The 25,856-nt window shown below is 64.2% G+C and carries 21 protein-coding genes; 12 read left to right on the forward strand and 9 right to left on the reverse strand.

The genetic code is table 11. The features are described from left to right. Nucleotides 1-80 precede the first annotated feature (80 nt). From hemC to NKI31_RS19430, 8 genes are all read left to right on the forward strand, one after another. Nucleotides 81-1,004, forward strand: a complete 924-nt coding sequence (hemC, locus tag NKI31_RS19395) for a hydroxymethylbilane synthase (protein WP_023736796.1) — start codon at nucleotides 81-83, stop codon at nucleotides 1,002-1,004. Nucleotide 1,005: 1 nt separating this feature from the next. Further along, nucleotides 1,006-1,719, forward strand: a complete 714-nt coding sequence (locus tag NKI31_RS19400) for a uroporphyrinogen-III synthase (protein ID WP_352652351.1) — start codon at nucleotides 1,006-1,008, stop codon at nucleotides 1,717-1,719. A 112-nt stretch (nucleotides 1,720-1,831) separates the two neighbouring features. Next, nucleotides 1,832-3,322 carry a COG4223 family protein gene (locus NKI31_RS19405; RefSeq protein WP_352652352.1) on the forward strand — a complete coding sequence of 497 codons (1,491 nt, stop codon included), beginning with the start codon at nucleotides 1,832-1,834 and terminating at the stop codon, nucleotides 3,320-3,322. 10 nt (nucleotides 3,323-3,332) lie between these two features. After that, nucleotides 3,333-4,934 (forward strand): heme biosynthesis protein HemY, encoded by a 1,602-nt coding sequence (locus tag NKI31_RS19410; RefSeq protein ID WP_023806421.1) that lies wholly within the window; start codon nucleotides 3,333-3,335, stop codon nucleotides 4,932-4,934. A 76-nt stretch (nucleotides 4,935-5,010) separates the two neighbouring features. Continuing rightward, nucleotides 5,011-5,490 carry a tellurite resistance TerB family protein gene (locus NKI31_RS19415; protein WP_023687738.1) on the forward strand — a complete coding sequence of 160 codons (480 nt, stop codon included), beginning with the start codon at nucleotides 5,011-5,013 and terminating at the stop codon, nucleotides 5,488-5,490. A 14-nt stretch (nucleotides 5,491-5,504) separates the two neighbouring features. Beyond that, nucleotides 5,505-6,221 carry a glutamine amidotransferase gene (locus NKI31_RS19420; RefSeq protein WP_023752685.1) on the forward strand — a complete coding sequence of 239 codons (717 nt, stop codon included), beginning with the start codon at nucleotides 5,505-5,507 and terminating at the stop codon, nucleotides 6,219-6,221. A gap of 188 nt (nucleotides 6,222-6,409) precedes the next feature. Further along, nucleotides 6,410-6,673: a YMGG-like glycine zipper-containing protein gene (locus NKI31_RS19425; protein ID WP_023670477.1), complete on the forward strand. Its 264-nt coding sequence runs from the start codon at nucleotides 6,410-6,412 to the stop codon at nucleotides 6,671-6,673. 56 nt (nucleotides 6,674-6,729) lie between these two features. Next, complete coding sequence (locus NKI31_RS19430; protein ID WP_352652353.1) at nucleotides 6,730-7,365, forward strand: LolA family protein; 636 nt, start codon at nucleotides 6,730-6,732, stop codon at nucleotides 7,363-7,365. A gap of 30 nt (nucleotides 7,366-7,395) precedes the next feature. On the opposite strand, the gene NKI31_RS19435 is transcribed toward NKI31_RS19430, so the two are convergent. The 9 genes from NKI31_RS19435 to NKI31_RS19475 form a co-directional block, all read right to left on the reverse strand. Next, nucleotides 7,396-10,599, reverse strand: a complete 3,204-nt coding sequence (locus NKI31_RS19435) for an efflux RND transporter permease subunit (protein WP_352652355.1) — start codon at nucleotides 10,597-10,599, stop codon at nucleotides 7,396-7,398. Next, the gene (locus NKI31_RS19440; RefSeq protein ID WP_023694469.1) at nucleotides 10,596-11,702 is read right to left on the reverse strand and encodes an efflux RND transporter periplasmic adaptor subunit; all 1,107 of its coding nucleotides are present in this window, start codon (nucleotides 11,700-11,702) and stop codon (nucleotides 10,596-10,598) included. Before NKI31_RS19440 ends, NKI31_RS19435 begins: the two co-directional genes overlap by 4 nt. A 361-nt stretch (nucleotides 11,703-12,063) precedes the next feature. Next, the gene (locus tag NKI31_RS19445; protein WP_023670472.1) at nucleotides 12,064-13,305 is read right to left on the reverse strand and encodes an MFS transporter; all 1,242 of its coding nucleotides are present in this window, start codon (nucleotides 13,303-13,305) and stop codon (nucleotides 12,064-12,066) included. A 158-nt stretch (nucleotides 13,306-13,463) separates the two neighbouring features. Further along, nucleotides 13,464-14,564, reverse strand: coding sequence for an aminotransferase class I/II-fold pyridoxal phosphate-dependent enzyme (locus tag NKI31_RS19450; protein ID WP_352652356.1), 1,101 nt, complete (start codon nucleotides 14,562-14,564; stop codon nucleotides 13,464-13,466). A 133-nt stretch (nucleotides 14,565-14,697) separates the two neighbouring features. Beyond that, nucleotides 14,698-15,162, reverse strand: a complete 465-nt coding sequence (locus NKI31_RS19455) for a Ros/MucR family transcriptional regulator (protein ID WP_023730212.1) — start codon at nucleotides 15,160-15,162, stop codon at nucleotides 14,698-14,700. 214 nt (nucleotides 15,163-15,376) lie between these two features. Then, nucleotides 15,377-16,081, reverse strand: coding sequence for an ROK family protein (locus NKI31_RS19460; protein ID WP_023730211.1), 705 nt, complete (start codon nucleotides 16,079-16,081; stop codon nucleotides 15,377-15,379). A 118-nt stretch (nucleotides 16,082-16,199) separates the two neighbouring features. Next, complete coding sequence (gene zwf / locus NKI31_RS19465) at nucleotides 16,200-17,573, reverse strand: glucose-6-phosphate dehydrogenase (RefSeq protein WP_023687745.1); 1,374 nt, start codon at nucleotides 17,571-17,573, stop codon at nucleotides 16,200-16,202. 23 nt (nucleotides 17,574-17,596) lie between these two features. After that, nucleotides 17,597-18,610 carry a phosphogluconate dehydrogenase (NAD(+)-dependent, decarboxylating) gene (gene gnd, locus NKI31_RS19470; RefSeq protein WP_031355699.1) on the reverse strand — a complete coding sequence of 338 codons (1,014 nt, stop codon included), beginning with the start codon at nucleotides 18,608-18,610 and terminating at the stop codon, nucleotides 17,597-17,599. Nucleotides 18,611-18,652: 42 nt separating this feature from the next. Next, a complete protein-coding gene (locus NKI31_RS19475; protein WP_352652357.1) occupies nucleotides 18,653-21,073 on the reverse strand; it encodes a glucan 1,4-alpha-glucosidase in 2,421 nt (806 codons plus the stop codon). Nucleotides 21,074-21,277: 204 nt separating this feature from the next. On the opposite strand from NKI31_RS19475, the gene NKI31_RS19480 reads away from it, so the two are divergent. From NKI31_RS19480 to NKI31_RS19495, 4 genes are read left to right on the forward strand one after another with little or no spacing between them, the layout of a single operon-like run. Further along, a complete protein-coding gene (locus NKI31_RS19480; protein ID WP_023683930.1) occupies nucleotides 21,278-22,291 on the forward strand; it encodes an ABC transporter substrate-binding protein in 1,014 nt (337 codons plus the stop codon). Nucleotides 22,292-22,339: 48 nt separating this feature from the next. Then, nucleotides 22,340-23,857, forward strand: coding sequence for a sugar ABC transporter ATP-binding protein (locus NKI31_RS19485; protein WP_352652358.1), 1,518 nt, complete (start codon nucleotides 22,340-22,342; stop codon nucleotides 23,855-23,857). Between the two features lies 1 nt (nucleotide 23,858). Further along, complete coding sequence (locus NKI31_RS19490; RefSeq protein WP_023694460.1) at nucleotides 23,859-24,830, forward strand: ABC transporter permease; 972 nt, start codon at nucleotides 23,859-23,861, stop codon at nucleotides 24,828-24,830. 2 nt (nucleotides 24,831-24,832) lie between these two features. Continuing rightward, nucleotides 24,833-25,780 carry an ABC transporter permease gene (locus NKI31_RS19495; RefSeq protein WP_352652359.1) on the forward strand — a complete coding sequence of 316 codons (948 nt, stop codon included), beginning with the start codon at nucleotides 24,833-24,835 and terminating at the stop codon, nucleotides 25,778-25,780. The last annotated feature ends 76 nt before the right edge of the window (nucleotides 25,781-25,856 follow it).

Below are 25,856 nucleotides of genomic sequence, written 5' to 3' on the forward strand. Positions count from 1 at the left end.
CCTAGTTAGTAGAGGCGGGCCTCGCTAGGGAGAGCGCCGGCAACGCAAAGCCAGCCGGGGGTTATCACGGACCGCGCGCCATGCAAACTTTGAAAATCGGAACACGCGGCAGCCCGCTGGCGCTCGCCCAGGCGCATGAAACGCAGGCGCGGCTGATGGAAGCGCACGGCATGCCGGCGGAAGCCTTCGAGGTCGTCGTCATTTCGACCAGCGGCGACCGCATCCAGGACCGGCCGCTGTCGGAAGCCGGCGGCAAGGGCCTGTTCACCAAGGAAATCGAAGAGGCGCTGCTGGCCGGCACGATCGATATCGCCGTGCATTCCTCCAAGGATATGCCGACAGTGCTGCCGGACGGGCTGGAGCTGTCCGCCTTCCTGCCGCGCGAGGATGCGCGGGACGCCTTCATCGGAAAGGCGGTGAAGCGCATTGTTGATTTGCCGCAAGGCGCCAAGGTCGGGTCGTCTTCGCTCAGGCGCCAGGCGCTGATCCGGCGCATGCGGCCGGACCTAGACGTGGTCATGTTCCGCGGCAATGTGCAGACCAGGCTGCGCAAGCTGGAGGAAGGCGTCGCCGAAGGCACGATCCTCGCCTATGCCGGGCTGAAGCGGCTCGGGCTCGGCCATGTCGTCACCGATCTGATGCCGCTCGATGCCTTTCCGCCGGCGCCGGGACAAGGCGCAATCGGCATCGAAACCCGCATCGGCGACAGCGAGGTCGAAAAGATGCTGGTGGCCATCCATGATGTGCCGACAGGCCAGGCGCTGGCCTGTGAGCGCGCCTTCCTGGCGGCGCTCGACGGCTCCTGCCGCACGCCGATCGCCGGCTATGCGACGATATCGGGCGGCAGGCTGGTTTTCGCCGGGCTGATCATTTCGCCCGATGGCACGCAATCGCATGAGGTCAAGGCCGAAGGCTTGGCGCTGGATGCCGCTGACATCGGCACGGACGCAGCCAGGATGGTGCGGGTCAAAGCGGGCGAAACCTTCTTCGACGGCTGGGTCTGATATGCGTGTCCTGGTGACGCGGCCGCAACCCGGGGCGTCGCGAACCATGCGGCGGCTGCAGGAATTGGGATTTGAGCCGCTCCTTCTGCCGCTGACCGAAACGGTGACACTGCCGGTTGGCGCCGATGCTGCGAGCGACAATGCCGTGGCCGTCGCCGTGACCAGCGCCAATGCCGTGCGGCATGCGCCGAAAGAACTCATTCGTGCGCTCGCCGCCTTGCCTTGCCATGCCGTCGGACGCAGGACGGCTGAAGCGGCACGTTCGGCAGGGTTCTTGTCGGTCAGCGAAGGGGCGGGCGACGCCGAGCGGCTGGCCGAGGCGATTGCCGCCGGCCTTTCCGGCAAGGCGGTCGTCTATCTCACAGGGCGCGTGCGGTTTCCGCCCTTCGAGGCGCGGCTGCGAAATGCCGGCCTCGAGGTCCGCACCGTCGAAACCTACGACACGATTTCGCTCGATTATTCCGATGCTGAAATCCGTACACGCCTGTCCGACAAGGCGGTCGACGCGGTGCTGCTCTATTCAGCCAAGGCGGCGGCAGCGTTGCAGGCCTTGACCAACAGGGCGGGGCTGCGCGATCTCTTTGAAAACATGCAGGTTTTTGCGCTCTCCGAGCGCGTGGCAGCGGCATTTGACAATGCCGCCGGCAAAAAAATACGCATGGCGCGGGAACCGCAGGAGGAGGCGCTGCTTGAGCTGTTGCACCGCGGCGACTGAGCGCCGTGTCATCACGCCGCCCCTTTTCACCTGATGATGATGTGCTAGACCATTTTTCAAACCATCACGCGCCGTCGGGCGCCCAGACGAAGCAGGATTGCGGAGCCCAGGCATGGTCAAGACGCCGAAGATGCGACATTCGAAAAGCCGCCGCGAGCCGGTGACCATCGAACTCGAACCCGGCGCTGTCTCGCGCATTGCCTATGCGGATGCCGCCAAGACGGATGTCGCCAACTCGGACGACGTCGAGGCCCCGGCAGGGTCGGTTGCGGCTGAGGATGCGGCTGCCATGGCCAATGCGCAGCCGGAGACGCCTGACGAGCCCGTTCATGCCGATCAAGCCGATCTCGAGCCGTGGGAGCACTCCGACGCCGCGGCGCAGGCCGCTCCCGAAAGCGCCGATGCGAAGGCGTCCACCCAGGCGGAGCAGCCTTACCCCACCGCTTCGGATGCGCCACCGCGCGCCAGAACCTCCGACTACAGTTTCGAGGATGCCTCGCCCAAGCCGGGTGCACCCAAGGAAACCCCAAGGACAGCCGGGAACCAGCCCATGGCCGCGCAACCGAAGCGCACGAGCGGCACTGCCGCCGGCATCATCGGCGGTGTCATCGCGCTGGCTGCCGCCGGCGGGCTGCAGTTTGCCGGCGTGCTTGGCGCTCCGGGCTCAGGGGCGGGCACGGTCTCGCTCGACGGCGTCAATGGCGAGATCGCTTCGCTGAAGCGCGAAATCGCCGACCTCAGGGAAGCCAGCGGCAATAGCGCCGCAACGGCCAAGGTCGACGGGCTGTCTTCGGCGCTGGACCAGGTCAAGGCCGATGTCGCATCGCTGAAATCGGCGGTCGAAAAGGACGGCGCCGGCGACAATGCCGGGCTTGCCGCGCTTGGCGACAAGGTCAAGCAGATCGAGACGGCGGTTGCCGCCCTTGGCCAGGCCGGTGGTGCAGCGCCCGTCGATCTCGCGCCGCTCAATGAAAGACTGGCGGGCCTCGACGCACTGGTGAAATCGGCCGGTGAGGCAGCCAAGACGCAGGAAGGCAAGATCGCCGCGCTGGAGCAGTCGGTGACGCAACTCGCCGGCAAGGTCGATGCGCAGGCCTCGCAGCCAAAGATCGCGATGGCCATCGCCGCTTCGGCCTTGAAGGCGGCGCTTGACCGCGGCGCGCCGTTCGCCGCCGAGTTGGAGACCTTCGCAGCGATCTCGCCCGATGCACCGCAGATTGCGGCGCTGCGCCCCTACGCTGAAAAGGGCGTCCCAACCCGCACCGAGATCGCCGGCGAGGCCGACGCCGCGGCCAATGCGATGGTCGCGGCGGCGACGCCGGTCGATGAAAATGCCGGCTTCTTCCAGAACCTTTTGTCGAGCGCCGAATCGCTGGTCAAGGTTCGGCCGATCGGCGCCGTCGAAGGCGCCGGCGCGCCGGAAACCGTGGCGCGCATCGAAGTGGCGGTCAATCAGGGCGACTACGCCAAGGCGCTCAGCGAATACGCAACGCTGCCGGATGCGGTCAAGGCCGCCGGCGCCGACTTTGCCGGCAAACTGAAGGCGCGCATCGACGTCGAGACGCAGGTCGACGCGCTGATTGCAGGTGCGATGAAGGCATGAGGACGACACGATGATCCGCATTCTCATCTTTCTCGGCGCCGTCTTCGCCCTCGGTCTTGGCTTTGCCTGGCTGGCCGATCGTCCCGGCGAGATGGTCGTCACCTTCAACGGTTACCAATACCAGGTCAGCCTGATGGTGGCTGCGGTGGCGATCGTTGCCGTCGTCGCAGCGGTGATGATCGTCTGGTGGCTGATCAAGTCGCTGTGGAACAGCCCATACACGATCTCGCGCTATTTCCGCGTGCGCCGCCGCGACCGCGGCTACCAGGCGCTGTCGACCGGCATGATCGCAGCCGGCGCCGGCGACGGCGCGCTAGCCCGCAAGAAGACCAAGGAAGCCGCCAAGCTGATCCGCTCCGACCAGGAGCCGCTGATCCAGTTGCTCGAAGCGCAAGCCTCGCTGCTCGAAGGCGACCATGAGGGCGCGCGCGAAAAATTCGAGGCCATGCTCGACGACCCCGAAATGCGGCTGCTTGGCCTGCGCGGGCTCTATCTCGAAGCCGAACGGCTCGGCGACCGCAACGCCGCGCGTCACTATGCCGGCCGCGCCGCTTCCGTCGCGCCGCAACTGGCTTGGGCCGCCGAATCGACGCTGGAGGATCTGACCGGGCGCGGCGACTGGGACGGCGCGCTGAAGCTGGTGGAGGCGCAGAAGTCGACCAGGCAGATCGAACGCGACGCCGCCAATCGCCGCCGCGCTGTGCTGTTGACCGCCAAGGCGCAGGCGCTGACCGACAGCGACCCCAATGCAGCCAAGGCAGCCGCTCTCGAGGCCAACAAGCTCGCGCCCGATTTCGCGCCGGCCGCGGTTGCAGCCGCCAATCTTCTGTTCAAACAGAACGATGTGCGCAAAGGCTCGAAGATCCTTGAGGCAGCCTGGAAGGCTGAGCCGCATCCCGAGATCGCCGAGCTCTACACCCATGCAAGGCCGGGAGATGCCGTGGTCGATCGTCTCAACCGGGCGAAGAAGCTGCAGGAGCTGAAGCGCAACAATGCCGAATCGTCGATGACGGTGGCGCGCGCCGCGCTCGATGCGCAGGATTTTTCCACCGCCCGCGGCGAGGCGGAAGCGGCGATCCGCATGGATCGCCGGGAAGGCGCTTACCTGCTGCTGGCCGATATCGAGGAGGCAGAGACCGGCGACCAGGGCAAGATCAGGCAATTGCTGTCCAAGGCGGTCAGGGCGCCGCGCGATCCGGCCTGGGTCGCCGACGGCGTCGTCTCCGAACGCTGGGCGCCGGTATCGCCGGTCAGCGGCAAGCTCGATGCTTTCGCCTGGCGCGCGCCGATGGAGCGGCTGGGCCAGCTCATCGACAGCCATGAAGACGAAGCCGATGTGCCGGTGCTTGCGGCACCTGCCAAACCGGCAAAGGAAGCCGAAGTGATCGATCATCCGGCCATCGCCAGGACGAGCAGCGAGGCGCCGATCGAGCCGAAGCCCGCTGTGGGCGATGACCAGGTCACGCCGGTCACCGCCGCCGCTTTCGCCGCAATACCAAACGACGCCGAACCCGTCGAACCTGCCGAGGAACTGGCGCGGCTGCCCGACGACCCCGGCGTCGACCCCGATGACGAAGCGGAGAAGTCACCGCGCCGCTTCCGCCTGTTTTGATCCCTGAAGCATGATCCCAAAAAGTGGATACCGGTTTTTGGAAAAGATCATGCTCCAATAATGTGAAGTGAGCACCATGTTCGAACGCGTCCTGGCCTTTCTGAAAGACCTGCCCTCCGGGGCTGGGGCTCGCGCCAATGCGGACGATCCGCGCGTTGCGGCGTCGGCTTTGCTCTATCATGTGATGAATGCCGACGGCGTGCGCCAGGATGTCGAGTGGGAGCGGTTCAAGCAGGTGCTGGCGCAGAGCTATTCGATCAGCGGCGACGAGCTCGATGCACTGGCTGCCGCCGGCGAGCGCGCCGACAATGAGGCGATCGACCTCTATGCCTTCACCAGCGTCTTGAAGCGCCATCTCGACGCCGAGGCGCGCAAGGCTTTCATCGGCCTGATGTGGGAAATCGTCTATGCCGACGGCGAACTGCATGAACTGGAGGACAACACCGTCTGGCGCGTTGCCGAACTGATCGGCGTCGAGCGCCAGGATCGCGTCGAGGCGCGCCGCAAGGCGGCGGCCGCCGCGCCCGACGCCAGCGGAACGTCGAGCGACGAATAGGATTCCGCCTTTCCATGCCGCCCAGACCGAGCTCGAAACCAAAAGTCCTGATCGTGCTGCATCAGGAGACTTCGAGCCCCGGCCGGGTTGGCCACATGCTGCTCGAGGAAGGTTTCGACCTCGACATCCGCCGGCCGCCTCTCGGCGACAGCCTGCCGGAGACGCTGGAGGGACACGCCGGCGCCGTGGTGTTCGGCGGGCCGATGAGCGCCAATGACGAAGATGAGTTCGTCCGCCGCGAGACCAACTGGCTCAATGTTCCGCTAAAGGAGAACCGGCCCTTCCTCGGCATCTGCCTTGGCGCGCAGATGCTGGCCAATCATCTCGGCGGCAAGGTCGAGGGGCATGGCGAGGGGCTGGTCGAGATCGGCTGGTATCCGCTGAAGCCGACCGAAGCCGGCAAGAAGCTGCTGCCTTGGCCCGACATGGTCTACCAGTTTCACCGCGAAGGCTTTTCGCTGCCCAGGGATGCGACGCTGCTGGCGACGGCGGAAACCTACCCCAACCAGGCTTTTCGCTATGGCGACAATGCCTGGGGCATCCAGTTCCATGGCGAACTGACCCGGTTGATGATGCAGCGCTGGGTGGTGCGCGGCGCGCACCGTTTCGAATTGCCCGGCGCGCAGCCCGGCCGCGACCATCTCGGCGGCCGGCTGATCTGGGATATGCACCTCAAGCGCTGGCTGAGCGAATTTTTGAGCCTGATCTTCGGCAAGCCTACTGAGGGATAGAGCAAAATCCAACTACTCTGAACGGCCGAGCTTGCCCAAAGACGACTTACCTCTGGGAGGCGTGTACGATGGATCCGGGACCTTAGCCCGTTCCCGCAGATTTGGATTGCGCCCCAAACACTCCGATGGATCGAAAAACTCCGTGGCGCATTTAAGCTTCGGCTAATAACGGCCCCAGGAGAGAACCAATGAAGAAGACGCTGCTCATTTTGAGCCTACTCATTCCGCTCGCGGCATGCTCCCGCACCGAACAAGGCGCTGCCGTCGGTGGTTTGGGTGGCGCAGCTGTAGGCGCAGCAGTGGCCGGCGACCCGGTAAAAGGGGCGGTTGTTGGCGGGGCGGTCGGAGCGCTGGCCGGGGCGGTCATCGGGCACGCCAGCGAAGCCGGCCAGTGCAGATATCGCGGTCGGAACGGTCGAGTTTACGTTGCTCAGTGCCCGGACGGCTACTGATCTCAAAGACGCGTGATCTCTTTCGATCACGCGTCTTTTCGGGGTAGGATAACTGAATGGCATATAACAGCAAAAGACTGCGGGCTTTCTGGTTCGCCGTTGTCAGCGCTGTCGCGATAAACGCCGAACTTTCGACCGCGGCCTTGGCCGCACCTGTAGAAGCGAAGACGATTGCCGATCACTTCTCATCGGTAAAGTCCATGTCCGGGGACTTTGTCCAGTCGGGCCCAAGAGCGGAAAGGACCAAAGGGAAATTTTTCCTCCAGCGGCCGGGCAAGATCCGGTTCAACTATGCAGGCCAATCAGGGGTCAGCGTAATTGCAGATGGAAAATCCTTGGTGGTCTATAACAAGAAGCTCAAGACATCGCGGCTTTATGCTCTCTCGAAGACGCCGCTCAAGCTGCTCCTCGACAATCACGTCAACTTTTCCGGCAATCGCCTCAAAAGTATCAAGGACGATGGCGCCCAGGTGATCATCAGGCTGGCCGACAAGTCGGCCTTCGGCAATTCGAATATCACTATGGTGTTTGACAGGGAATCGCTCGATCTACGCAGATGGACCCTGACTGACGAGAGGGGCCTTACCTCGACAGTCACCATATCCAACGTGAAGCAGGGCGTTCGCGCTCCTGCGGGCACCTTCACTATCGACTATGCCGCAAACCGTGAATTCAACACCAAAACGAAATAGTCGGCAGCGCCACGAACTGCCCGTGTAACACTACTCGGCGGCCGTCTCCGACGGCACCTCTGCCGGTGCCGAAGGCTCGGCCTCGGCATGCGGCTTGCGCCGTGAAAACAGCGACCTTAGCGTGACGTAGAACACCGGCGTCAGGAACAGGCCGACGAAGGTGACGCCGAGCATGCCGGAGAACACCGCGGTGCCGAGCGACTGGCGCATTTCCGCGCCCGGGCCTGTCGCGATCATCAGCGGCACGACGCCGAGGATGAACGAGAAGGCGGTCATCAGGATCGGCCGCAGCCTGAGCCGGCAGGCTTCGACGGCAGCCTCGGCGGCCGACAGGCCGCGTTCCTGCGCCTGCCGCGCGAATTCGACGATGAGGATCGCGTTCTTGGCGGCAAGTCCGATCAGCACGATGAGGCCGATTTGCACGAGGATGTTGTTGTCCAGCCCTCGGAACGACACGCCGAGCAACGCCGCGAGCACGCCGAGCGGCACCACCAGCACGATGGCGAACGGCAGCACCCAGCTTTCATATTGCGCCGCCAGCGCCAGGAACACGAACAGCACCGACAGTCCGAAGATATAGACAGCGGCATTGCCGGTGTTGCGCTCCTGATAGGCGAGTTCGGTCCATTCGTAGGAGGTACCGGCCGGCAACGTCTGTGCCGTGATCGCTTCCATCTTGGCAAGCGCATCGCCGGTGGAAACACCGGGCGCGGCGTTGCCCTGCAGCGGCACGGAGACGTACATGTTGTAGCGCTGGACCAGCGCCGGGCCGGTGACGTCGCGGATCTCGATCAACGTGCCCAGCGGAACCAGCGCGCCGGTCGCCGAGCGCACCTTCAGTTTCAAGATGTCGGCGCGATCGAGGCGGAACGCCTGGTCGGCCTGCGCGCGCACCTGGTAGACGCGCCCGAAAGCGTTGAAGTCGTTGACGTAGGCGGTGCCCAGATTGATCGACAGCGTCTCGAAGATGTTGGGGATCGGCACGTTCAGGATGCGCGCCTTGTCGCGATCGATCGCCAGGAAGAATTGCGGGCTGGACGCGGAGAAGGTGGTGAACACGCCGGTCAGCCCCGCCGTCTTGTTGGCCTTGCCGGCAATTTCATAGGCAAGCGCCAGGATCTGCCGCATGTCGGCGCTGTTGCGCTCCTGGATCTGCAGCTTGAAGCCGCCGGCATTGCCGACGCCGCGGATCGGCGGCGGCGGCAGTGCGATAATGAAGGCTTCCTTGATGCTTTGCAGGCTGCCGAACAGATTGCCGATGACCTGGGTCGCCGACTGGCCGGCTTCCAGTCGCTCGTCAAACGGCTTGAACCTGGCGAAGATCACGCCCGCGTTGCTGGCATTCGTAAAGGTGGCGCCGGAGAAGCCGGCGAAGGCGACCGCGTAGTCGACGCCCGGCGTTTTCTGGATGATCTGCGACGCCTGCTGGATGACGGCATCGGTCCGCGATAGCGAGGCGCCGTCCGGCAACTGGACGACGACGATCGCATACCCCTGGTCGAGCGACGGAATGAAACCGCGCGGCACCGTCTGAACCATATAGACCGTGGCGTAGATGAGGGCCGCGAAAACGGCCAGCGTGGCGGCCATCGCTATCCGCGAGCCGACCAGCACGCGCACGATGCTCGAATACCAATGGGCGACCTTGTCGAAGCCGCCATTGAAGCCGTCGGCGAGCGCCCGTCCGAACCGCGCCAGGAAAAAGCGCGGCGGCGCCGCAGCAGTGTGGTGCGGCTTGAACAGCAGCGCGGCCAAGGCCGGCGAGAGCGTCAGCGAATTGAATGCCGAGATCGCCGTCGACACCGCGATGGTGATCGCAAACTGCAGGTAGAACTGCCCGGAAATGCCGGGAATGAAGGCTGTCGGCACGAACACCGCTATCAGCACCAGCGAGATCGCGATGACCGCCGTTCCGACTTCGTCCATGGTCAGATGCGACGCCGGATTGGGCGCCAACCCCCTGGCGATATTTCGCTCGACGTTCTCGACCACGACGATCGCATCGTCGACGACGATGCCGATGGCCAGAACGAGGCCGAACAGCGTCAGCATGTTGAGGGAGAAGCCGGCGGCGTAAAGCACCGCCAGCGTGCCGATCAGCGACACCGGGATGGCCACGATCGGCACGATCGCCATGCGCCACGATTGCAGGAAGACGATGATGACGATGATGACCAGAACCATCGCCTCGAGGATCGTCTTGTAGACCTCCTGGATCGACTCGGCGACGAACTCGGTCGGATTGTAGACGATGTCGTAGCTCAATCCCTTCGGGAAGTCCTGGGAAAGCTCCTTCATCTTGTCCTGGATCTCCGCGGCTGCGGCGAGCGCATTGGTGCCTGGCCGCTGGAAGATGGCGAGCGCCACCGCCGGTTTGCCGTTGAGATAGGAGTTGGTGACGTAATCCTTGGCGCCGAGCTCGATGCGCGCCACGTCCTGCAGCTGGATCAGGCGGCCGTCTTCGGCCGATTTGACGATCACGTATCGGAAGTCGCGTGCGTCGTTGAAGCGGCCTTGCGTGGTGACCGTGTACTGGAACGCCGTGCCGGTATTGGTCGGCGGCGCGCCGATGGAGCCGCCCGACACCTGGACGTTCTGGTCGCGCAGCGCCTGCACCACATCGCCCGAGGTCATCCCCAAGGCGGACAGTTTTTCCGGATCGAGCCAGATGCGCAGCGAATATTCGCGTTCGCCAAAGATGATGAGGTCGCCGACGCCGTCCAACCTGAGCAGTATGTCGCGCACCCGCGAGCGGGCGTAGTTCGAGACGTAGAGCTGGTCGTAGGTATTGTCGGGCGACAGCATGTGCACGACCATCATCAGGTCGGGCGAGCTCTTGATGGTGGTGATGCCGAGGCGGCGGACTTCTTCGGGCAGGCGCGGCTCGGCGACCGACACGCGGTTCTGTATCAGCACCTGCGCCTGGTCGAGATCGGTGCCTAGCTTGAAGGTGATGGTCAGCGCCATCGCCCCGTCGCCGGACGAATAGGACGACATGTAAAGCATGCCCTCGACGCCGTTGATCTCCTGCTCGATCGGCGTTGCCACCGTCGCTGCGACCGTCTCGGCGTCGGCGCCCGGGTACTGGGCGCGAACGACGATGGTCGGCGGCGCGATCTCGGGATATTGCGCGATCGGCAGCTGGGTATAAGCAATCCCGCCGAGGATCAGCAGGACGATCGAAACGACCGATGCGAAGATCGGACGGTCGACGAAGAAATGGGCGAACCTCATTGCTGCAACCCGGCGGTGTCGACCTTGGGCGGCAACGTCACCATCTCGACTTTCACCTTGGTGCCGGGCCTGGCGTGCATCAGCCCATTTACGATGATCGTCTCGTCGCCGGTCAGGCCCGCGCGGATCACCCGGTAGCCGTCGAGAAGCGGGCCGGTGCGCACGGGCTTCGCCGACACCATCCCAGCCTCATCCACCAGGTACACGATGCGGCGATCCTGATCGGCGCCGACCGCCTCGTCGGGCACCAGGACGCCGCTATGCGGCAGCGACCCCGGCACGTTGATGCGCCCGAACATGCCTGGCTGGAGAACGCCGTCGGCGTTGGCAAACCTTGCACGCACCCGCATGGTGCCGGTCGCGTTGTCGATCCGGTTCTCGGCAAAATCGAGCTTGCCCTTGAATACCGCCTCCGCGCGGTCAGCGACGCGAACCACCACCTCGAGCCCGCCGGCGCCTTCCTGCATGCTGCCGCCGCGCTCCTTCGCGTCGCGGGCGTAGCTGAAATACAGGCGCTCATCGACGTCGAAATAGAAGTCGATCGGATCGCGCGTGACGATAGTCGTCAGCAAGGTGGAATCCGGCTGCACGAGGTTGCCGACCGACACCAGCCGGCGGTCGATGCGGCCGGACAAGGGCGCCTTGATCTCGGTGAACTCCAGGTTCAGGTTGGCCGTCGTCAGCGCAGCCGTCGCGCCTTGCATCTGCGCCTGCGCCGAAAGGTATTCCCGCCGACGGTCGTCGACCGTCGCGGCCGAGATATTGCCGGTCTTGGCGAGTTCATCGGCGCGATCCAGCTGCATCTTGGAGAATTCGAGCAGGGACTTGGCGACGTCTACTTGCGACTTGGCGGCATCGTAGGCCGCCTGGTACGGACGCTGGTCGATGGTGAAGAGCAGGTCGCCCTTGTTGACCAGTGCGCCGTCCTGGAAGCTGATCTTGTCCAGATAGCCGCTGACGCGCGAACGGATGGCGACCTCGTCGACGGCTTCGAAGCGCCCGACGAACTCGTCGTCTTCGACGATTTCACGCACCACCGGCTTGGCCGCCGTCACCACCGGCAGCTGCTGGTCCTGCGCAAACGCGTTGCTGCTGAAAGCCATACCGAGCAGGAATGCCACTGGGACGGCGGCGCGGGCCAGCCAGCCGACCGATCGGCTGGGTCGCCCGCTTGCGTCGCGATGCGATTGCCGATTCCCTGAAGTGTCCATTTGCGTCCCCGCTAGCTGGACCCGGAGGTCGGGTGGTTCTCTTCTATATTTAAGGTTTCTCGTCGAGACCAGAGCACTGCAGTATTGTGCATGGCAACATGATCATTTTCCATACGGACTGAAATGTCCACCCTGTGGCTGCCCCGCCATCTGGCTAGTTCGCCCAGAACCGGCCCATCCGCTTCCGGCCCATCTCAGCCGTCATCGGCGCAAGCTGATTTGGACCGAGCGCCGGATCCTGCGGCTTACTCGATCAGTTGCGGCTGTTGAGATGCCGCACCCTTCGCAGTTGCGGAAACAGCACCGCCCACAGTCCGGCGACGGCAATCGCACCGACGCCGCCGATCACCACCGCCGGCACGGTGCCGATCAGCGCCGCCATGGTGCCGGCGCGGAACTCGCCGACTTCGTTGGAGGCGCCGACGAAGACCTGGTTGACGGCGTTGACGCGGCCGCGAACCTCGTCGGGTGTCCACAGTTGGATCAGCGTCTCCCGGATATAGACGCTGAACATATCGGTGGCGCCGAGGCCGGCAAGGGCCAGGATCGACAGCCAGGTGATGGTCGAGACGCCGAACAGCACGGTGAAGGCGCCGAACCCGGCGACGAAGCCGAGCATGATCTTGCCGGCACTGTCGCGCAGCGGATGCCCGGCAAGCCAGACCGCGACACAGATGGCGCCGATGCCGGGCGCCGAGCGCAGCAGGCCGAGGCCCCACGGGCCGAGTTCCAGAATATCGCGGGCATAGACCGGCAGCAGCGCCGAGGCACCGGACAGAAGCACGGCGAAGAGGTCGAGCGAGATGGCGCCCAGGACGATCTTCTCGCTCCAGATGTATCGGAAGCCGGCAAACAGCGTCTCCATCGTCGGCTTGTCGGTGGCGCTCTGCTGGGCCGGTTTCGGAATGGTGAAGATCAGCAGACCGGCCACCAGCATCAGCACGGAGGCAACGGCGTAAGCGGCTTCGGCCGAGACGCCATAGAGCAGGCCGCCGGCGACCGGGCCGACAATGGTCGCCGTTTGCCAGGCGGACGAGTTCCAGGCGATCGCATTGCCGAAATCTTCCGGCGGAACAAGGTTGGCGAACAGCGACGACGAGGCCGGTCCGTAAAAAGCGCGCGCCAGGCCGAACATAGCCAGCACGATGAAGATCGGCAGCGGGCTGACGAGACCGCGCAGCGTGAAGTACAACAGGACAAGCGCACAACCTGCCTCGACTACCGTCGCCAGCGCCATGATCAGGCGGCGGCCGAAACGGTCGGCGACAACGCCGGTGACCAGCACCAGCAGCAGCGACGGCAGGAACTGGACGATGCCGACAATGCCGAGATCGAAGGGATCGCGCGTCAGATCATAGATCTGCCAGCCGACGGCGACGGACACGATCATGGTGGCGAAGGTGGTCAGGAAACGCGCCGCCCAATAGCTCAGGAAGGAGCGATGGCGGAAGGCGGCGTAACGCCGGTCAGGCGGTGTATGGGAATGGGATGTCATGGATACAGGCCCCGTTGCTTGCATTGGCCGGCGGGGCACTTCCCGGAAATGGGCGCTGTTCCGGCCAATGAAACTTATCAAAGTTCGGGGCGCGTATGCGTGAAAATCGGGCCTGGATCAAGTGGTTTTCCAGCCGCTCGCCCGATTGCACGCGGACGTTACTGCCTCAGCGCGGCGGTGATGGCGTCGAGGCCGCCCTGTAATTCCGCCTCTTTCGGCCAGCCGAAACCGACGCGGAAGAAGCGCTTGGGCATATCGAACCAGTGGCCGGGACCGACATAGGTGCCGTGGTTTTCCAAGAGATTGACGTAGAAACGGTCGAGGTCGAAGTCTGGACTGACATTGAGCCTTGGAAATCCGACGACGCCGCCTTGTGGCCGCACCCAGTCGACCAGCGGCTCGCGGTCGATCCAGTCTTGCACGATGTCGCGGCGTTTCGCCATCTCGGGCAGCAGCGCGCCCAAGAAAGCGTCGCGGCGCCCCAGCATGCCGCGCGCAATGCCTTCGTCGATGACGCTGCCGCAAATGCCGATCTGCTCCTTGGCGGCGAGGAAGCGCTCCTGCAGTTCGGCATCGCTGGTGATCAGCCAGCCAATGCGGATGCCGGGAATGCCGAAGGCTTTCGACAGCGAAGAGACGCTGATCGCTTTGGGGCTGAGAGAAGCCGCCGCCGGCAGGCGCTGTCCATAGGAGAGGTCGCGATAGGTCTCGTCGACCAGCAGATGGCAGCCGCTCGCTTCGGCCAGCGCAATCAGCGCGTCGAGATCGGCCCGGCCCATCATCGTGCCGGTCGGGTTGTGCGGGCAGGTGACGCTGATCAGCTTGGTGTTCGGTTGCATGCTGGCGGCGACGCGGCCGAAATCGATGGCAAAGCCTGCGTCGAAATCGAGATCGACATAGGAGATGGCGCAGCCGATCGCCTTGGGGGTCTCGATGTTGGTGGCGTAGTTCGGCCGGACGACGACAAGGTGGTCGCGCTCCGACAGAAGCGAGGTCGAGATGATGAACAGCGCGCCCGCCGCACCGGCGGTCACCAGAACATCGTCAGGCGAAATGCCTTTGTCCTGCGCCGCGATCAGCGCCCGCAACTCCTTATCGCCGCGATGCTCGCCGTAGAATAGCGTGAGATCCGGCAGCGACAGGCCAATGTCGGAGAGTCTCTGATCGGCGATCGAGCTTTCGGAGAGATTGAACCGAATGCGATCGTAGCCGTATTCCTCCGGCGCCTCTTTCTCGATCACCATTCTGGCGTAGTTCATGGCTGCTCCCCCAAAGTCCTGACACTCAGAGGTACAAGCCATAAAAGCACGAAGCCTGCCAAGGCTCATTCGCCGGCAGGCTTCTGTTCCAGTCGTCCAAACGATTGGCTCAGGGCCGAGGCGCTGATCCCACTCAGGCCGGAACTTTGGCCTTCCGACCCTTGGCTTTCGCCGGCGGCGCCACTGCGGCCTTACGACCGAGGCCGATCGACTTGGCCAGTTCGGAGCGCGACGCCGCGTAGTTGGGGGCAACCATCGGATAGTCGGCCGGCAGGCCCCATTTGGTACGATAGGCTTCCGGCGTCAGGTTGAAATGGACGCCGAGATGGCGCTTCAGCGATTTGAATTTTTTGCCGTCTTCGAGGCAGATGATGTAATCCGGCGTCACCGACCGCTTGGGATTGACGGCCGGGATCTGCGGCGCCGCCACTGGGGCCGGCGGCTGGCTGAGCCCGCCGATCGACGCCGCAACGCTGGCGATGAGATCGCTCAGGCCGGCAACGGGCAAGCGGTTCTTCTCGACGTAAGCGGACACGATATGGGCGGTAAGCTCGAGCAGGTCGATGTCCTTGTCAGAGTCGTTGCTGTCGTCGGCCAATTTATCTCTCCGTCGCTAGGGGGGTGGCGGAAACTCCCAGAGCGGTCCCAGCGGAGCTGGAAATCCGCTCTAGTCATTTGTCTTGCCGCATATGTGCGGTTGCGCCAGATGATTCCATCCGGTGCCACCGATCTAATCGCCAAATCTGCGTAACGCAATGACTTCGTATCGCGCCACACGTCATTTTGAACAACTATACTGAATTTTAATACTATCAGACGATGAGCGCCTTGTCGCGCCATAGTCGAAAACCGCCCTCGAAAGCGCGCGTATTGTCGCCGCGCCTGGATGTGGCGGGCAATTCATCCAGTCTGTCGACATTGCCGCCGCCGATGACGACATAATCCGGCTGCAGCGCCGCACGCAGCCGCCCGACGACGTCGAAAACGTATTTGCGCCATTTCTTCTTGCCGTATTTCTCCAGGCCGCGCTCGCCGACATAATCTTCGAAACTGCCGCCCTTGCGGTACGGCAGATGCGCCAGTTCCATCGGCTGGCCGACATTGTTGAGGATCATCGCCGCGCCCAGGCCGGTACCGAGGCCGAGGAACAGCATGCGCCCGCCATCGTAGCTGCCGATCGCCTGCAGCAGCGCGTCGTTGACGACCTTGACCGGCTTGCCGAAGGCGGCGGCAAAATCGTAGCCGTCCCAGCCCTTGCCGAGATTGGCGGGATCGAGCGAAGGCCTGTTGTGCCTGACCGGGCCGGGATAGCCCATCGAGATCACGTCATAGGCCAGCCCTTCGGCCAGCGTCTTCACCGTGGCGACCATCTGCTGCGGTGTCAGGTCCGGTCCGGAATCGGCGCGGCGCATCTCGCCGCCTGCGCTGGTGAGGATTTTCACATGCGAGCCGCCGACATCGATCGTCAGCACGATCGGTTCAGCCTTGGCCTTCGCGGGCCTGGCTGCCTTGGCCATGTCGTTTCCTCCGCTCACTTGGCGCATTCCCGCGTTTCAGGGAAACGGGGGAATGCTCCAACTCTTTGTTTTACCCAATTTCGGACGGAAAGACCGCTCGCACTTTTCCTGGAATTGCTCAACTCGGATTGATCCAGCCGTTGGGCGGCCCGAAGCTGGCCATGGCGTCGGCAGGCCCCCAGGTCTTCGGCTCATACATATGCGGCGGCGTGGTGTCGCCCAGCACCGGGCCGACGATGCGCCAGGCAAGCTCGCTGGCATCCTGGCGGGTGAACAATTGGCCATTGCCGTTCATGGCATCGCCGATCAGCCGCTCATAGGGCGGCATGTCGCCCTTCGAATCGTCCAGCGCGGTGAGCTCGACCTGCTCGCCGACCATGTCGTCGCCGGGCGCCTTGCGCTGCGCGCCGATCGAGATCGCCACCTGCGGGTCGATGCGGAAGCGCACGTAATTGGCGTCGCTGGGCTTGATCGGATCGAAGACGTCGAGCGGCGGCCGCTTCAGCCGCACGATCACTTCGGTCACATGCACCGGCATGTTCTTGCCGGTGCGGATGAAGAAGGGCACGTCCTGCCAGCGCCAGGTGTCGACCATGAAGCGCACCGCGGCAAAGGTTTCGACCGGCGAGTTCGGCTTCACGCCGGGTTCAGCGAGGTAGCCGGTGAACTGGCCGCGCACGACGTCGTCCTTGGTCAGCGTGCGGATGGCGCGCAGCACCTGCACCTTCTCGTCGATCAGATCGTCGGCCGAGCGGCCGACCGGCGGTTCCATGGCGAGCAGCAAAAGGATGTTGAGCAGATGGTTCTCGATCACATCCCGGATAGCGCCGACATCGTCATAGAATTTGCCACGGCCTTCAACGCCGAAGTCCTCGGCCATGGTGATCTGTACGCTTTCGACGAAGTTGCGGTTCCAGATTGGCTCGAGAAAGGAATTGGCAAAGCGGAAATAGAGCAGGTTCTGGATCGCCTCCTTGCCGAGATAGTGATCGATGCGGAAGATCGACTGCTCTTCGAACACCAGATGCAGCACGCGGTTCAGCCAGCGCGCCGATTGGAGATCGTGGCCGAACGGCTTTTCCACCATCAGCCGCGCGCCATGCGCGGTACCGGATTGCTCCAGCCCCTGGACGACGGTCTCGAACATGGTCGGCGGCACCGCCATATAGTGCAGAGGCCGCTGCGCCGAGCCGAGCGCCGTCTTCAGCTTCTCGAAGGTCGCGCCGTCGCGGTAGTCGCCGCTGACATAGCGCAGCAGACTGGCGAACTTGGCGAAGATCTTTTCGTCGATCTTGCCGAGCGCGTTGACGATGCCGTCGCGGGCCCGCGCCTGCAATTGGTTGATGTCCCAGGCATCGAAGGCGACGCCGATCACCGGCTCGGTCAGCGTCCCCTTGGCTACCATCTGGTAGAGGGCCGGAAATATCTTCTTGTGGGCAAGGTCGCCGGTTGCTCCGAAGAGCACCAGCGTGTCGGACCGTTCCGGGCTCATCTTGCGCGTCTCCCCTGCGGCCTTCACTTGCCGGCCTTCGGCTTTTCGACATGGCCGCCAAAGGCATAGCGCATGGCCGACAGCAGCTTGTCGGCGAATTCGGATTCGCCCTGCGAGGAGAAGCGGTCGAACAAAGCCGAGGACAGAACCGGCGCCGGCACGCCGGTGTCGATCGCCGCCTTCAGCGTCCAGCGGCCTTCGCCGGAATCGGAGACGCGGCCGCCGAACTGGGCCAATGCCGGGTCGCTCTTCAGAGCGCCGGCGGTGAGGTCGAGCAGCCAGGAGCCGATCACACTGCCATGGCGCCAGACCTCGGCCACCTGCGGCAGGTCGATGTCGAACTGATAGTATTGCGGGTTTTCCAAAGGGCTGGTCTCGGCGTCCGCAGTGCGCTGTCTTTTGCCGGCATTGGCCGATTTCAGGATGTTCATGCCTTCGGCGTAGGCGGCCATGACGCCATATTCGATGCCGTTGTGGATCATCTTGACGAAATGACCGGCGCCGCTCGGTCCGCAATGCAGGTAGCCAAAGGGTGCGGTTCCGCCCGCCTTGTCGGGCGTGGCGCCGGCATCGGCGCCGGGCGCCAGCGTGGCGAAGATCGGATCGAGGTGTTTGACCGCCGTATCGGGGCCGCCGATCATCAGGCAATAGCCGCGCTCCAAGCCCCAGACGCCGCCGCTGGTGCCGACATCGACATAGTGCAGGCCCTTGGCCGCAAGCTCGGCCGCCTGGTCGACAGCGTCGTGATAATAGGAATTGCCGCCGTCGATAATGATGTCGCCGGGCTCCATCAATGCTGCCACCTGGTCGGCGATCTTGCCGGTGATCGCCGCCGGCAGCATCAGCCAGGCGCTGCGCGGCTTGGAAAGCTTGCCGACGAACTCCTCCATCGATGCGGCGCCGATGGCGCCATCGGCAACCAGGGCGGCAACGCTTGCCGGGTTGATGTCGTAGACGACGCATTCATGGCCGTCGCGCATCAGGCGGCGCACCATGTTGGCGCCCATCCGGCCCAGTCCCATCATTCCAATCTGCATGGTCTTGTCCTAGTCGCTTGAGGAAAGAAAATTGTGGGCGAGTTAGTTCTCAATGCCGACGGTGAAGTCGACATTCTCCCAACGGTCGCCGTCGGGCCAGAAAAAAGTGAAGACGATTGTATTACCTCGCGGAATATCGGCCACCGGCAGATCCGCCAGATGGACGCCAAAGACATTCACGGACGTGTTGATTTCATGGCTGGTCTGCCACTGGTCGCCGCTCCAGCGGATCAGTGCCGGCTGCAGCAGTTCAACCCGCAGCGTCTTGCCGGCTTCCATGGTGCGCAGCCTGTTGTTGAAGCGCCATATCCTCAGCGGCGAGCCGGTCTTGTCCCTGACATAGCGCTTGACGCCTTGCGGCGGCATGTCGAAGACGGCGCCGTCGCGGAGCGAGCGCAACAGCTTGATGTGTTCCGAATGCGCCCAGACCAGCGGCATGGCGCTGCCCGACGGCTTGCCCAGCCACAATTCGCGCTCCGGTATGTCGGCGCCGTCCCAGACCTGTTCCGGCAGCAGACCGCCCACGCCAGCCGAAGCCTCGAATGTCCTGAGCAGGCTTGCCGCCTTGTCCTTGTTACCGGCGGCCAGCTCGTAGTGGGCGCGTTCGCCGGCCAGCAACGGCCAGGGCCGGCCCTGGCCGTTGCCGTCGAAGGGGGCGCCGTCGGCGTGTTCGCCATAACCGTCGCTGGTGTAGCGATACCAGAGAGGCCCCTGCGGCAGGTCGCAGCGCAGTTGCGCGTCTATGATCTTGACCGTGCCGACGATGCGCGGATCGTCCGCGGCCCTGAGGCCGAAGCGGACCAGCGCCAGCGCGTCCGGGCTGACAATCGCTTCGGCCGGCTTGTCGGTATCGCCCGGCGGACGGTTCTTGATCGGTACGAAGCCGTCCTTCGGCGATGCGGCGCCTGAACCGTCGGCCGGCGCGATGCGGATGTAGTAGCCGTCGACGCCAGCCTCGTGGCACTCCGGTGTGCCGCTGACATAGGTCCAGCGCTCGATCTGGTCGTTCCAGCAATCCGCGACCTCGCGCAAATAGTTAGCCGGCTCCGGTTTGCCGTCTACGTCGAACAGATCGGCGGCGCCAAGCAGTGCCGATATTTCGACGGCGAGCGTGAATGGGCTGTAGCCGGCATCCTCTTCCCAGCGGTCCTGCCCGGTGACGGGACCATTGCGCACGACATAGGACACGGCCTTCTCGACCATCGGCATGAAGGCGGCGAGCTTGGCGCGCGGCAGGTGGCCGGCGCGGTGCAGCGCATCGGCAAGCAGCAGCGGGAAGGCGCATTCGTCCATCTGGATGCCCGGCCAATAGAGTGAGCCGTCGAGCCACACATTTTGTGGCCAGTGGCCGTCCGGCTGCTGGATGGAACAGAGATAGGCGAGGATCTCAAGCGCCTGCGCCGGATCGCCGGCGGCGAGGAAGCCGCCCGCGGTTTCCACAAGGTCGCGCGGCCAGACCAGATGATAGCCGCCAAGGTCGTCGTCGCCCTTGCTAAACCCCCAGGGGATCGACAGGCTGGCGACGGCCGCACCGGGCCTCGCCAGCGACAGGTGTGTCGCCAGCACCGCTGTGCTGACGCGGTAGGTGTTGAGGCCGGATGCATCATGGTGGTCGAGCGCCGTCAGGCCTGCCTGCCATTTCCGCCATTTCGCGACATAGGCCTTTGCCGCCGGCTCAAAACCGCGTTTCAGGCTGGCGGCGGCCTTTTCGGCCGCTTCATCCGGCGTTGCCCCAAACCCAAGCGCAAGCAAGGCTTTGCTGTTGCGTAAGGAAAAGCCGATCTCGCCGGTCAGCGCGACATTGCCGTCCTCCGCCCTTTGGCAGGCCGGATCGAGCCGGCCGGCGCGGCTGAGTTGCTGCCAGCCGTCGGAAAAGCCTGCATAGCCGGCCGAGCAGTCGCCCCAGGGCAGCGAGGAGGCAAGCGCCAGGCAGGTGCCGCGCCCGGACGCAAACAGCATCGGCTTGCCCTTGTGCTCGCCGATCCAGGCGGTGTTGCCCATGCCGGCATTGACCAGATGCGGCGCCAGCAGGGCGTAGACGCGGTAGTCCGTGGCCACGCCCTCGAGTGCCGTGAAGCTGGTTTCCTGCAGCAAGGCCGGGCGCGCCGGATCCGCCAGGATGCGCTTTTCGACCCGGTAACAGGCCGTCGCGTTGACCAGCCGGTAGGCGGGCACGCCGTCCTCGAACGGCTCGATGGCATGTGTGGCGTCACGCTTCTCCTCGGAAAACCAGCCGCCGGGACCGGTGACCAGCAGTCCCATGTCGCGCGTGCAGGCGCTGTCGAGGCCGGGATAGTAGACTTCATTGACGATGCCATGGCTGAGCGCGAACCAGACGCGGCTCGCCGTTGAAAGCGCGGCACCTACGCCGCTCTTGGCGCTTGACGTCCAGCGCGCCGGAATTCCGGGCGCGCCCATTCTTTTGGGTGCACTGGGGGGAAGGGTCGGCGGCGTCGCTGCCATGCATGGTCTCCTGGGCCCCTCCCTAAACCAGCAGGCGAAGGCTTTTCAATCATCGCACCTGAAGTTGATCGCCAAAGCGTAACCGATCGCAGTTGACAAGCGAGCTCATCTGCATTTGTCTGACAATAGATAAAAAACAGGCAGCCAACGCCAAAACCATCAGCAACAGTCGGCGGGGCCGACAATCCATGGGAGGATTATGACATGAAGAAACTGCTCGTCCTGAGCGCTCTGGCGGCGATGCTCGCCTCGGGCACGGCGCTTGCCGACACCAGCGGCAAGAAGATCGCCTTCTCCAACAATTACGCCGGCAATTCGTGGCGCCAGGCGATGCTCGACAGCTACGGCATCGTCACCAAGAAGGCGGTGGAGGATAAGATCGTCGGCGCCGCCGACATCTTCACCACCGCCGACAAGGAAGTGCCGACCCAGGCTGCCCAGGTGCAGAACCTGATCCTGCAGGGTTATGACGCCATCGTCATCAATGCCGCATCGCCGGATGCGCTGAACGGCGCCATCAAGCAGGCCTGCGATGCCGGCATCGTCGTCGTCTCCTTCGACGGGACGGTCACCGAACCTTGCGCCTACCGCGTCGTCGTCGACTTCAAGGACATGGGCAAGCAGGAAGTCGAGCAGATGGCCAAATTCCAGCCCAAGGGCGGCAATCTCCTGGAAATCCGCGGTCTTGCCGGCACCTCGATCGACGATGCCATCCATGCCGGCATCCTCGAAGGCGTCGCCGCCCATCCCGAGTTCAAGATCGTCGGTTCGGTGACCGGCGACTGGGACCAGACGACGGCGCAGAAGGCGGTCGCGACGATCCTGCCTTCGTTGCCCGACATCGTCGGCATCGTCGACCAGGGCGGTGACGGTTATGGCGCGGCACAAGCCTTTGCCGCCGCAGGCAAGCCGCGTCCGACCATCATCATGGGCAACCGCCAGGACGAGCTTAAATGGTGGAAGGAGCAGAAGGACAAGGATGGCTACCAGACCTGGTCGGCCTCGATCGCGCCCGGCGTGTCGTCGCTGGCCTTCTGGGTGGCGCAGCAGGTGCTCGACGGCCGCACCGACATTCCGCATGACCTTTTGGTGCCGTATCTCGCCTTTACCCAGGACAATTTCGAGACCGAGCTGCCGAAAATCAAGGAGGGCGGCGTCGCCACCCACGAATACAGTCAGGAAGACGCAATCGCGGCGATCAAAGCCAATATCAAGTGATGCATTGCATTCATTGCCAGCGGCATGACCGACCGGATATCGTTGAGCATGCCTGAGGCCAATACGGACATCATCAGACTGGGCGGCGCCGAAAAACATTTCGGCGCCGCCCATTTGGACATCATCAGGCTGAACGGCGCCGAAAAACATTTCGGCGCCGTTCGGGCGCTTAACGGCGTCGACTTCCATGTTGTATCAGGCGAATGCGTCGGGCTGGTCGGCCACAACGGCGCCGGCAAGTCGACGCTGATGCATATGGTGGCCGGTACGCTGCAGCCCGATGGCGGTGAGATCGCGGTGCGTGGCAATGCCGAAACCGACTACTCGGTGGCGCGCGCGCTGAAACTCGGCATACGCTGCGTGTTCCAGGAACTGTCGCTCTGCCCTAACCTCAGTATCGCGGAGAATACGCGCATCAACCATCCGGCGCTCACCGGCTTCGGCTGGCGACGCAAGGCGGCTGCTCTCATTGCCGCCAAGCTGGACGAAATCTTTCCGGATCACGGCATCTCGGCAGACGACATTGCCGGCGATCTCTCCATCGGCCGGCGGCAGATGGTCGAGGTGGCGCGCGCCTTCACGGTGACGCGCGATCCGCTCGACCTGGTCATTCTCGACGAGCCGACCTCTTCGCTGGACGCGCATACTGCGGGCCAGCTGCTTGCCTTCGTGCGCCGTTTCGTAGCCACCGGGGGCAGCTGCATCCTGATCTCGCATGTGCTGGGCGAGGTGCTGCAGAATGCCGACCGCATCGTGGTCATGCGCGACGGCAAGGTGGTCGCCACGGACGTTGCAAAAGCGTTCGACCGCGACCGGCTGGTGGCCACCATGGGCGGCGCGGAAGCGCGCGAGAAGATCGCGGCGGAGATCGCCGCCAGGCCGGCGGCGGGCCCGCTCAGGGTGCGGGCGCGGCCCGAGCGGCAGCAGGACGGCAAGGAGCTTGTCGCTCGCGCCGGCGAGATCATCGGGCTTGCCGGGCTTGCCGGCCATGGCCAGACCGACCTGTTGCTGGCGATCTTTGCCGCCGCGACGCGTAGAAGGCTTGATATCGAGGTGACCGCCCCGGTGGCGCTGGTGGCCGGAGACCGCCAATCGGACGGCATTTTCCCGCAATGGTCTATTGCCGAAAACATCGGCATCCGCTCGCTGGCGCGGCTGCGCGAAGGGCTGCTGATCTCGCCGCAGCGCGAGGCCGAGCTTGCTGAGTTTTGGAAGCAGAAGATCGGCATCCGCACGCCTGACATGACCAACAACATCTTCTCGCTGTCCGGCGGCAACCAGCAGAAGGCGCTGTTTGCCCGCGCACTGGGTTCCGATGCGCAGATCGTGCTGATGGACGATCCGATGCGCGGCGTGGACATCGGCACCAAGCTTGAGGTCTACGATCTCGTGCGCGAGGAGGCGGCCAAGGGCCGGACCTTCCTCTGGTACACCACCGAGACCGAAGAGCTCGACAATTGCGACCACATCCATGTCTTCAAGAACGGCCGCATCGTCGCCAATCTCACGCGCGACGAGCTGACCGAGGAAAAGATCATCCAGTCCTCATTCGGCGACGCGGCCTGAGATGACGGCAGTCGCTCCCGGCCCGACGTCCTCGCCGCGCAGCAGCGCGGCCCGCGCGCGCCTGCTGCGCAGCCTGTTGCCGGCGCTGTCGCTGGCGCTGGTGGTTATCGCCATCGCCTGGCTCAACCCACGCGCCATCAGCTATTTCGGCTTCAGCCTGATGTTGAACCTCGCTATTCCGATCGCGCTGGCGACGATCGCCCAGATGTTCGTCATCGCCGGTAATGAGCTCGATCTGTCGATCGGCACCTTTGTCGGCTTTGTCGGCTGCGTCACCGCGACCTGGCTGAAGGACGCGCCGCTGCTCGGCGTGATCATCCTGCTCGGCTCCATAGGCGTTTATGCGCTGCTCGGCGCACTGATCCATCTGCGCAATCTGCCGTCGATCGTGGTGACGCTGGGCATGAGCTTCGTCTGGCAGGGGCTTGCCATTCTGGTGCTGCCCAAGCCCGGTGGCAAGGCGCCGGACTGGCTCTTGTCGCTGATGGCCTTCAAGCCGCCCTTCATTCCGTTCCCTATCATCGCCGCGCTGGCGATCGCAGCGGTGGTGCATTTTGGGCTGATGCGCACCTCCTATGGCGTCATCCTGCGGGGATCCGGCGGCAATCCGGCGGCGCTCAGGCGCGCTGGCTGGTCGCTGCTTCGAACCAAGATCGTGCTGTTTGCGCTGACCGGCCTATTCGGCGTTCTGTCCGGCATGGCGCTGATCGGCATCACCACCTCGGCCGACGCCAATATCGGCAATGGCTACACGCTGCTGGCGATCGCCGGCGTCATTCTCGGCGGCGGCGAGTTCGTCGGCGGCCGGGTGTCGCCGATCGGCGCCGTGCTCGGCGCGCTGACACTGGCGCTGGCGGCATCGCCTCTGCTCACCTTCATGCACATTCCGCCGGACTGGCAGGTCGCGGCCAACGGCGCCATCCTGATCATCGTGCTGGCAGCCCGCGTCCTGATCAGCCGCAGGGAGAGGTAGCGATGACATTTGTGAAATCGCTTGTCGCCAAACCCTGGATCTGGTCGTTCATCGGCGCGATGTTCGTCTGGCTGGCGACCATCGCTTTCACCGGCGGCTATGGCGGCGGCGGCATGATCACGGCGGCACTTTCGCTTGCCGTGTTCACCGTGATCGTCGGCGTCGGCCAAATGTTCGTCATCACGCTCGGGCCAGGCAATGTCGACCTGTCGCTGCCGGCCAATATCGGGCTCGCCAGTGCCGTCGCCATGAAGGTCATGGGCGGCAGCGATTCCATGATCGTGGTCGGGCTGCTCGCCGCGCTCGCCTGCGGCGCCGCCATCGGTGCCGTCAACTATCTCCTGATCTGGGCGCTGAGGATCCCGCCGATCATCGCCACTCTGTCGGCCAGCTTCATCATCCAGTCGATCGACATCAGCTATGGGCGTGGCCTGCAGATCAAGCCGCCGCCCGGCTTTGCCGATTTTGCGAACTGGCAAATCCTGGGCATTCCAGTGCTGGCGATCCTTACCGTGTTGTTCAGCATCGGTGCGGCCATCGCCTTGCAGCGCATGATCTATGGCCGCTCGGTGCTGGCGATCGGCCAGAACATCCGCGCCGCGTGGCTTGCCGGCGTCAATGTCGGCCGCACCCGCTTCCTCACTTACACGCTGTCGGGCGCGCTCGGCGGCATGGACGGGGCGCTGCTCGCCGGCTATTTCCGCGGCGCCAATGTCGATATCGGCAACGAGTACCTGCTGGCCTCGATCGCCGTCGTCGTCATCGGCGGCACCTCGGTCGCCGGCGGCAAGGCCAATGTTCCCGGTGTCTGGGGCGCGGCGCTGTTCCTGGTGCTGCTTCTGACCATGCTCAACACGTTCGGCGTCAGTGCCGGCGTTCGGCTGTTGCTGACCGGGCTGATCATTGTCGGCGTCATCACCGTAGCCGGTGGCGAGAAGGCGGTACGCTAGCGCCGGCTCCTGCCAGCGACGCCGCCAAATTTGACCATGTGGACAAAAGTCCGCACCCGTTCCATAGTTCCGCGTC

The sequence above is a fragment of the Mesorhizobium sp. M0659 genome, from assembly GCF_040320605.1.
Taxonomy (GTDB): Bacteria; Pseudomonadota; Alphaproteobacteria; order Rhizobiales; family Rhizobiaceae; genus Mesorhizobium.

Bases quoted from the DNA above. Each gene is read 5' to 3' on its own strand.
- hemC (WP_023736796.1), top strand. From the start codon at position 81: ATGCAAACTTTGAAAATCGGAACACGCGGCAGCCCGCTGGCGCTCGCC.
- NKI31_RS19400 (WP_352652351.1), top strand. From the start codon at position 1,006: ATGCGTGTCCTGGTGACGCGGCCGCAACCCGGGGCGTCGCGAACCATG.
- NKI31_RS19405 (WP_352652352.1), top strand. From the start codon at position 1,832: ATGGTCAAGACGCCGAAGATGCGACATTCGAAAAGCCGCCGCGAGCCG.
- NKI31_RS19410 (WP_023806421.1), top strand. From the start codon at position 3,333: ATGATCCGCATTCTCATCTTTCTCGGCGCCGTCTTCGCCCTCGGTCTT.
- NKI31_RS19415 (WP_023687738.1), top strand. From the start codon at position 5,011: ATGTTCGAACGCGTCCTGGCCTTTCTGAAAGACCTGCCCTCCGGGGCT.
- NKI31_RS19420 (WP_023752685.1), top strand. From the start codon at position 5,505: ATGCCGCCCAGACCGAGCTCGAAACCAAAAGTCCTGATCGTGCTGCAT.
- NKI31_RS19425 (WP_023670477.1), top strand. From the start codon at position 6,410: ATGAAGAAGACGCTGCTCATTTTGAGCCTACTCATTCCGCTCGCGGCA.
- NKI31_RS19430 (WP_352652353.1), top strand. From the start codon at position 6,730: ATGGCATATAACAGCAAAAGACTGCGGGCTTTCTGGTTCGCCGTTGTC.
- NKI31_RS19435 (WP_352652355.1), bottom strand. From the start codon at position 10,599: ATGAGGTTCGCCCATTTCTTCGTCGACCGTCCGATCTTCGCATCGGTC.
- NKI31_RS19440 (WP_023694469.1), bottom strand. From the start codon at position 11,702: ATGGCTTTCAGCAGCAACGCGTTTGCGCAGGACCAGCAGCTGCCGGTG.
- NKI31_RS19445 (WP_023670472.1), bottom strand. From the start codon at position 13,305: ATGACATCCCATTCCCATACACCGCCTGACCGGCGTTACGCCGCCTTC.
- NKI31_RS19450 (WP_352652356.1), bottom strand. From the start codon at position 14,564: ATGAACTACGCCAGAATGGTGATCGAGAAAGAGGCGCCGGAGGAATAC.
- NKI31_RS19460 (WP_023730211.1), bottom strand. From the start codon at position 16,081: ATGGCCAAGGCAGCCAGGCCCGCGAAGGCCAAGGCTGAACCGATCGTG.
- zwf (WP_023687745.1), bottom strand. From the start codon at position 17,573: ATGAGCCCGGAACGGTCCGACACGCTGGTGCTCTTCGGAGCAACCGGC.
- gnd (WP_031355699.1), bottom strand. From the start codon at position 18,610: ATGCAGATTGGAATGATGGGACTGGGCCGGATGGGCGCCAACATGGTG.
- NKI31_RS19475 (WP_352652357.1), bottom strand. From the start codon at position 21,073: ATGGCAGCGACGCCGCCGACCCTTCCCCCCAGTGCACCCAAAAGAATG.
- NKI31_RS19480 (WP_023683930.1), top strand. From the start codon at position 21,278: ATGAAGAAACTGCTCGTCCTGAGCGCTCTGGCGGCGATGCTCGCCTCG.
- NKI31_RS19485 (WP_352652358.1), top strand. From the start codon at position 22,340: ATGCCTGAGGCCAATACGGACATCATCAGACTGGGCGGCGCCGAAAAA.
- NKI31_RS19490 (WP_023694460.1), top strand. From the start codon at position 23,859: ATGACGGCAGTCGCTCCCGGCCCGACGTCCTCGCCGCGCAGCAGCGCG.
- NKI31_RS19495 (WP_352652359.1), top strand. From the start codon at position 24,833: ATGACATTTGTGAAATCGCTTGTCGCCAAACCCTGGATCTGGTCGTTC.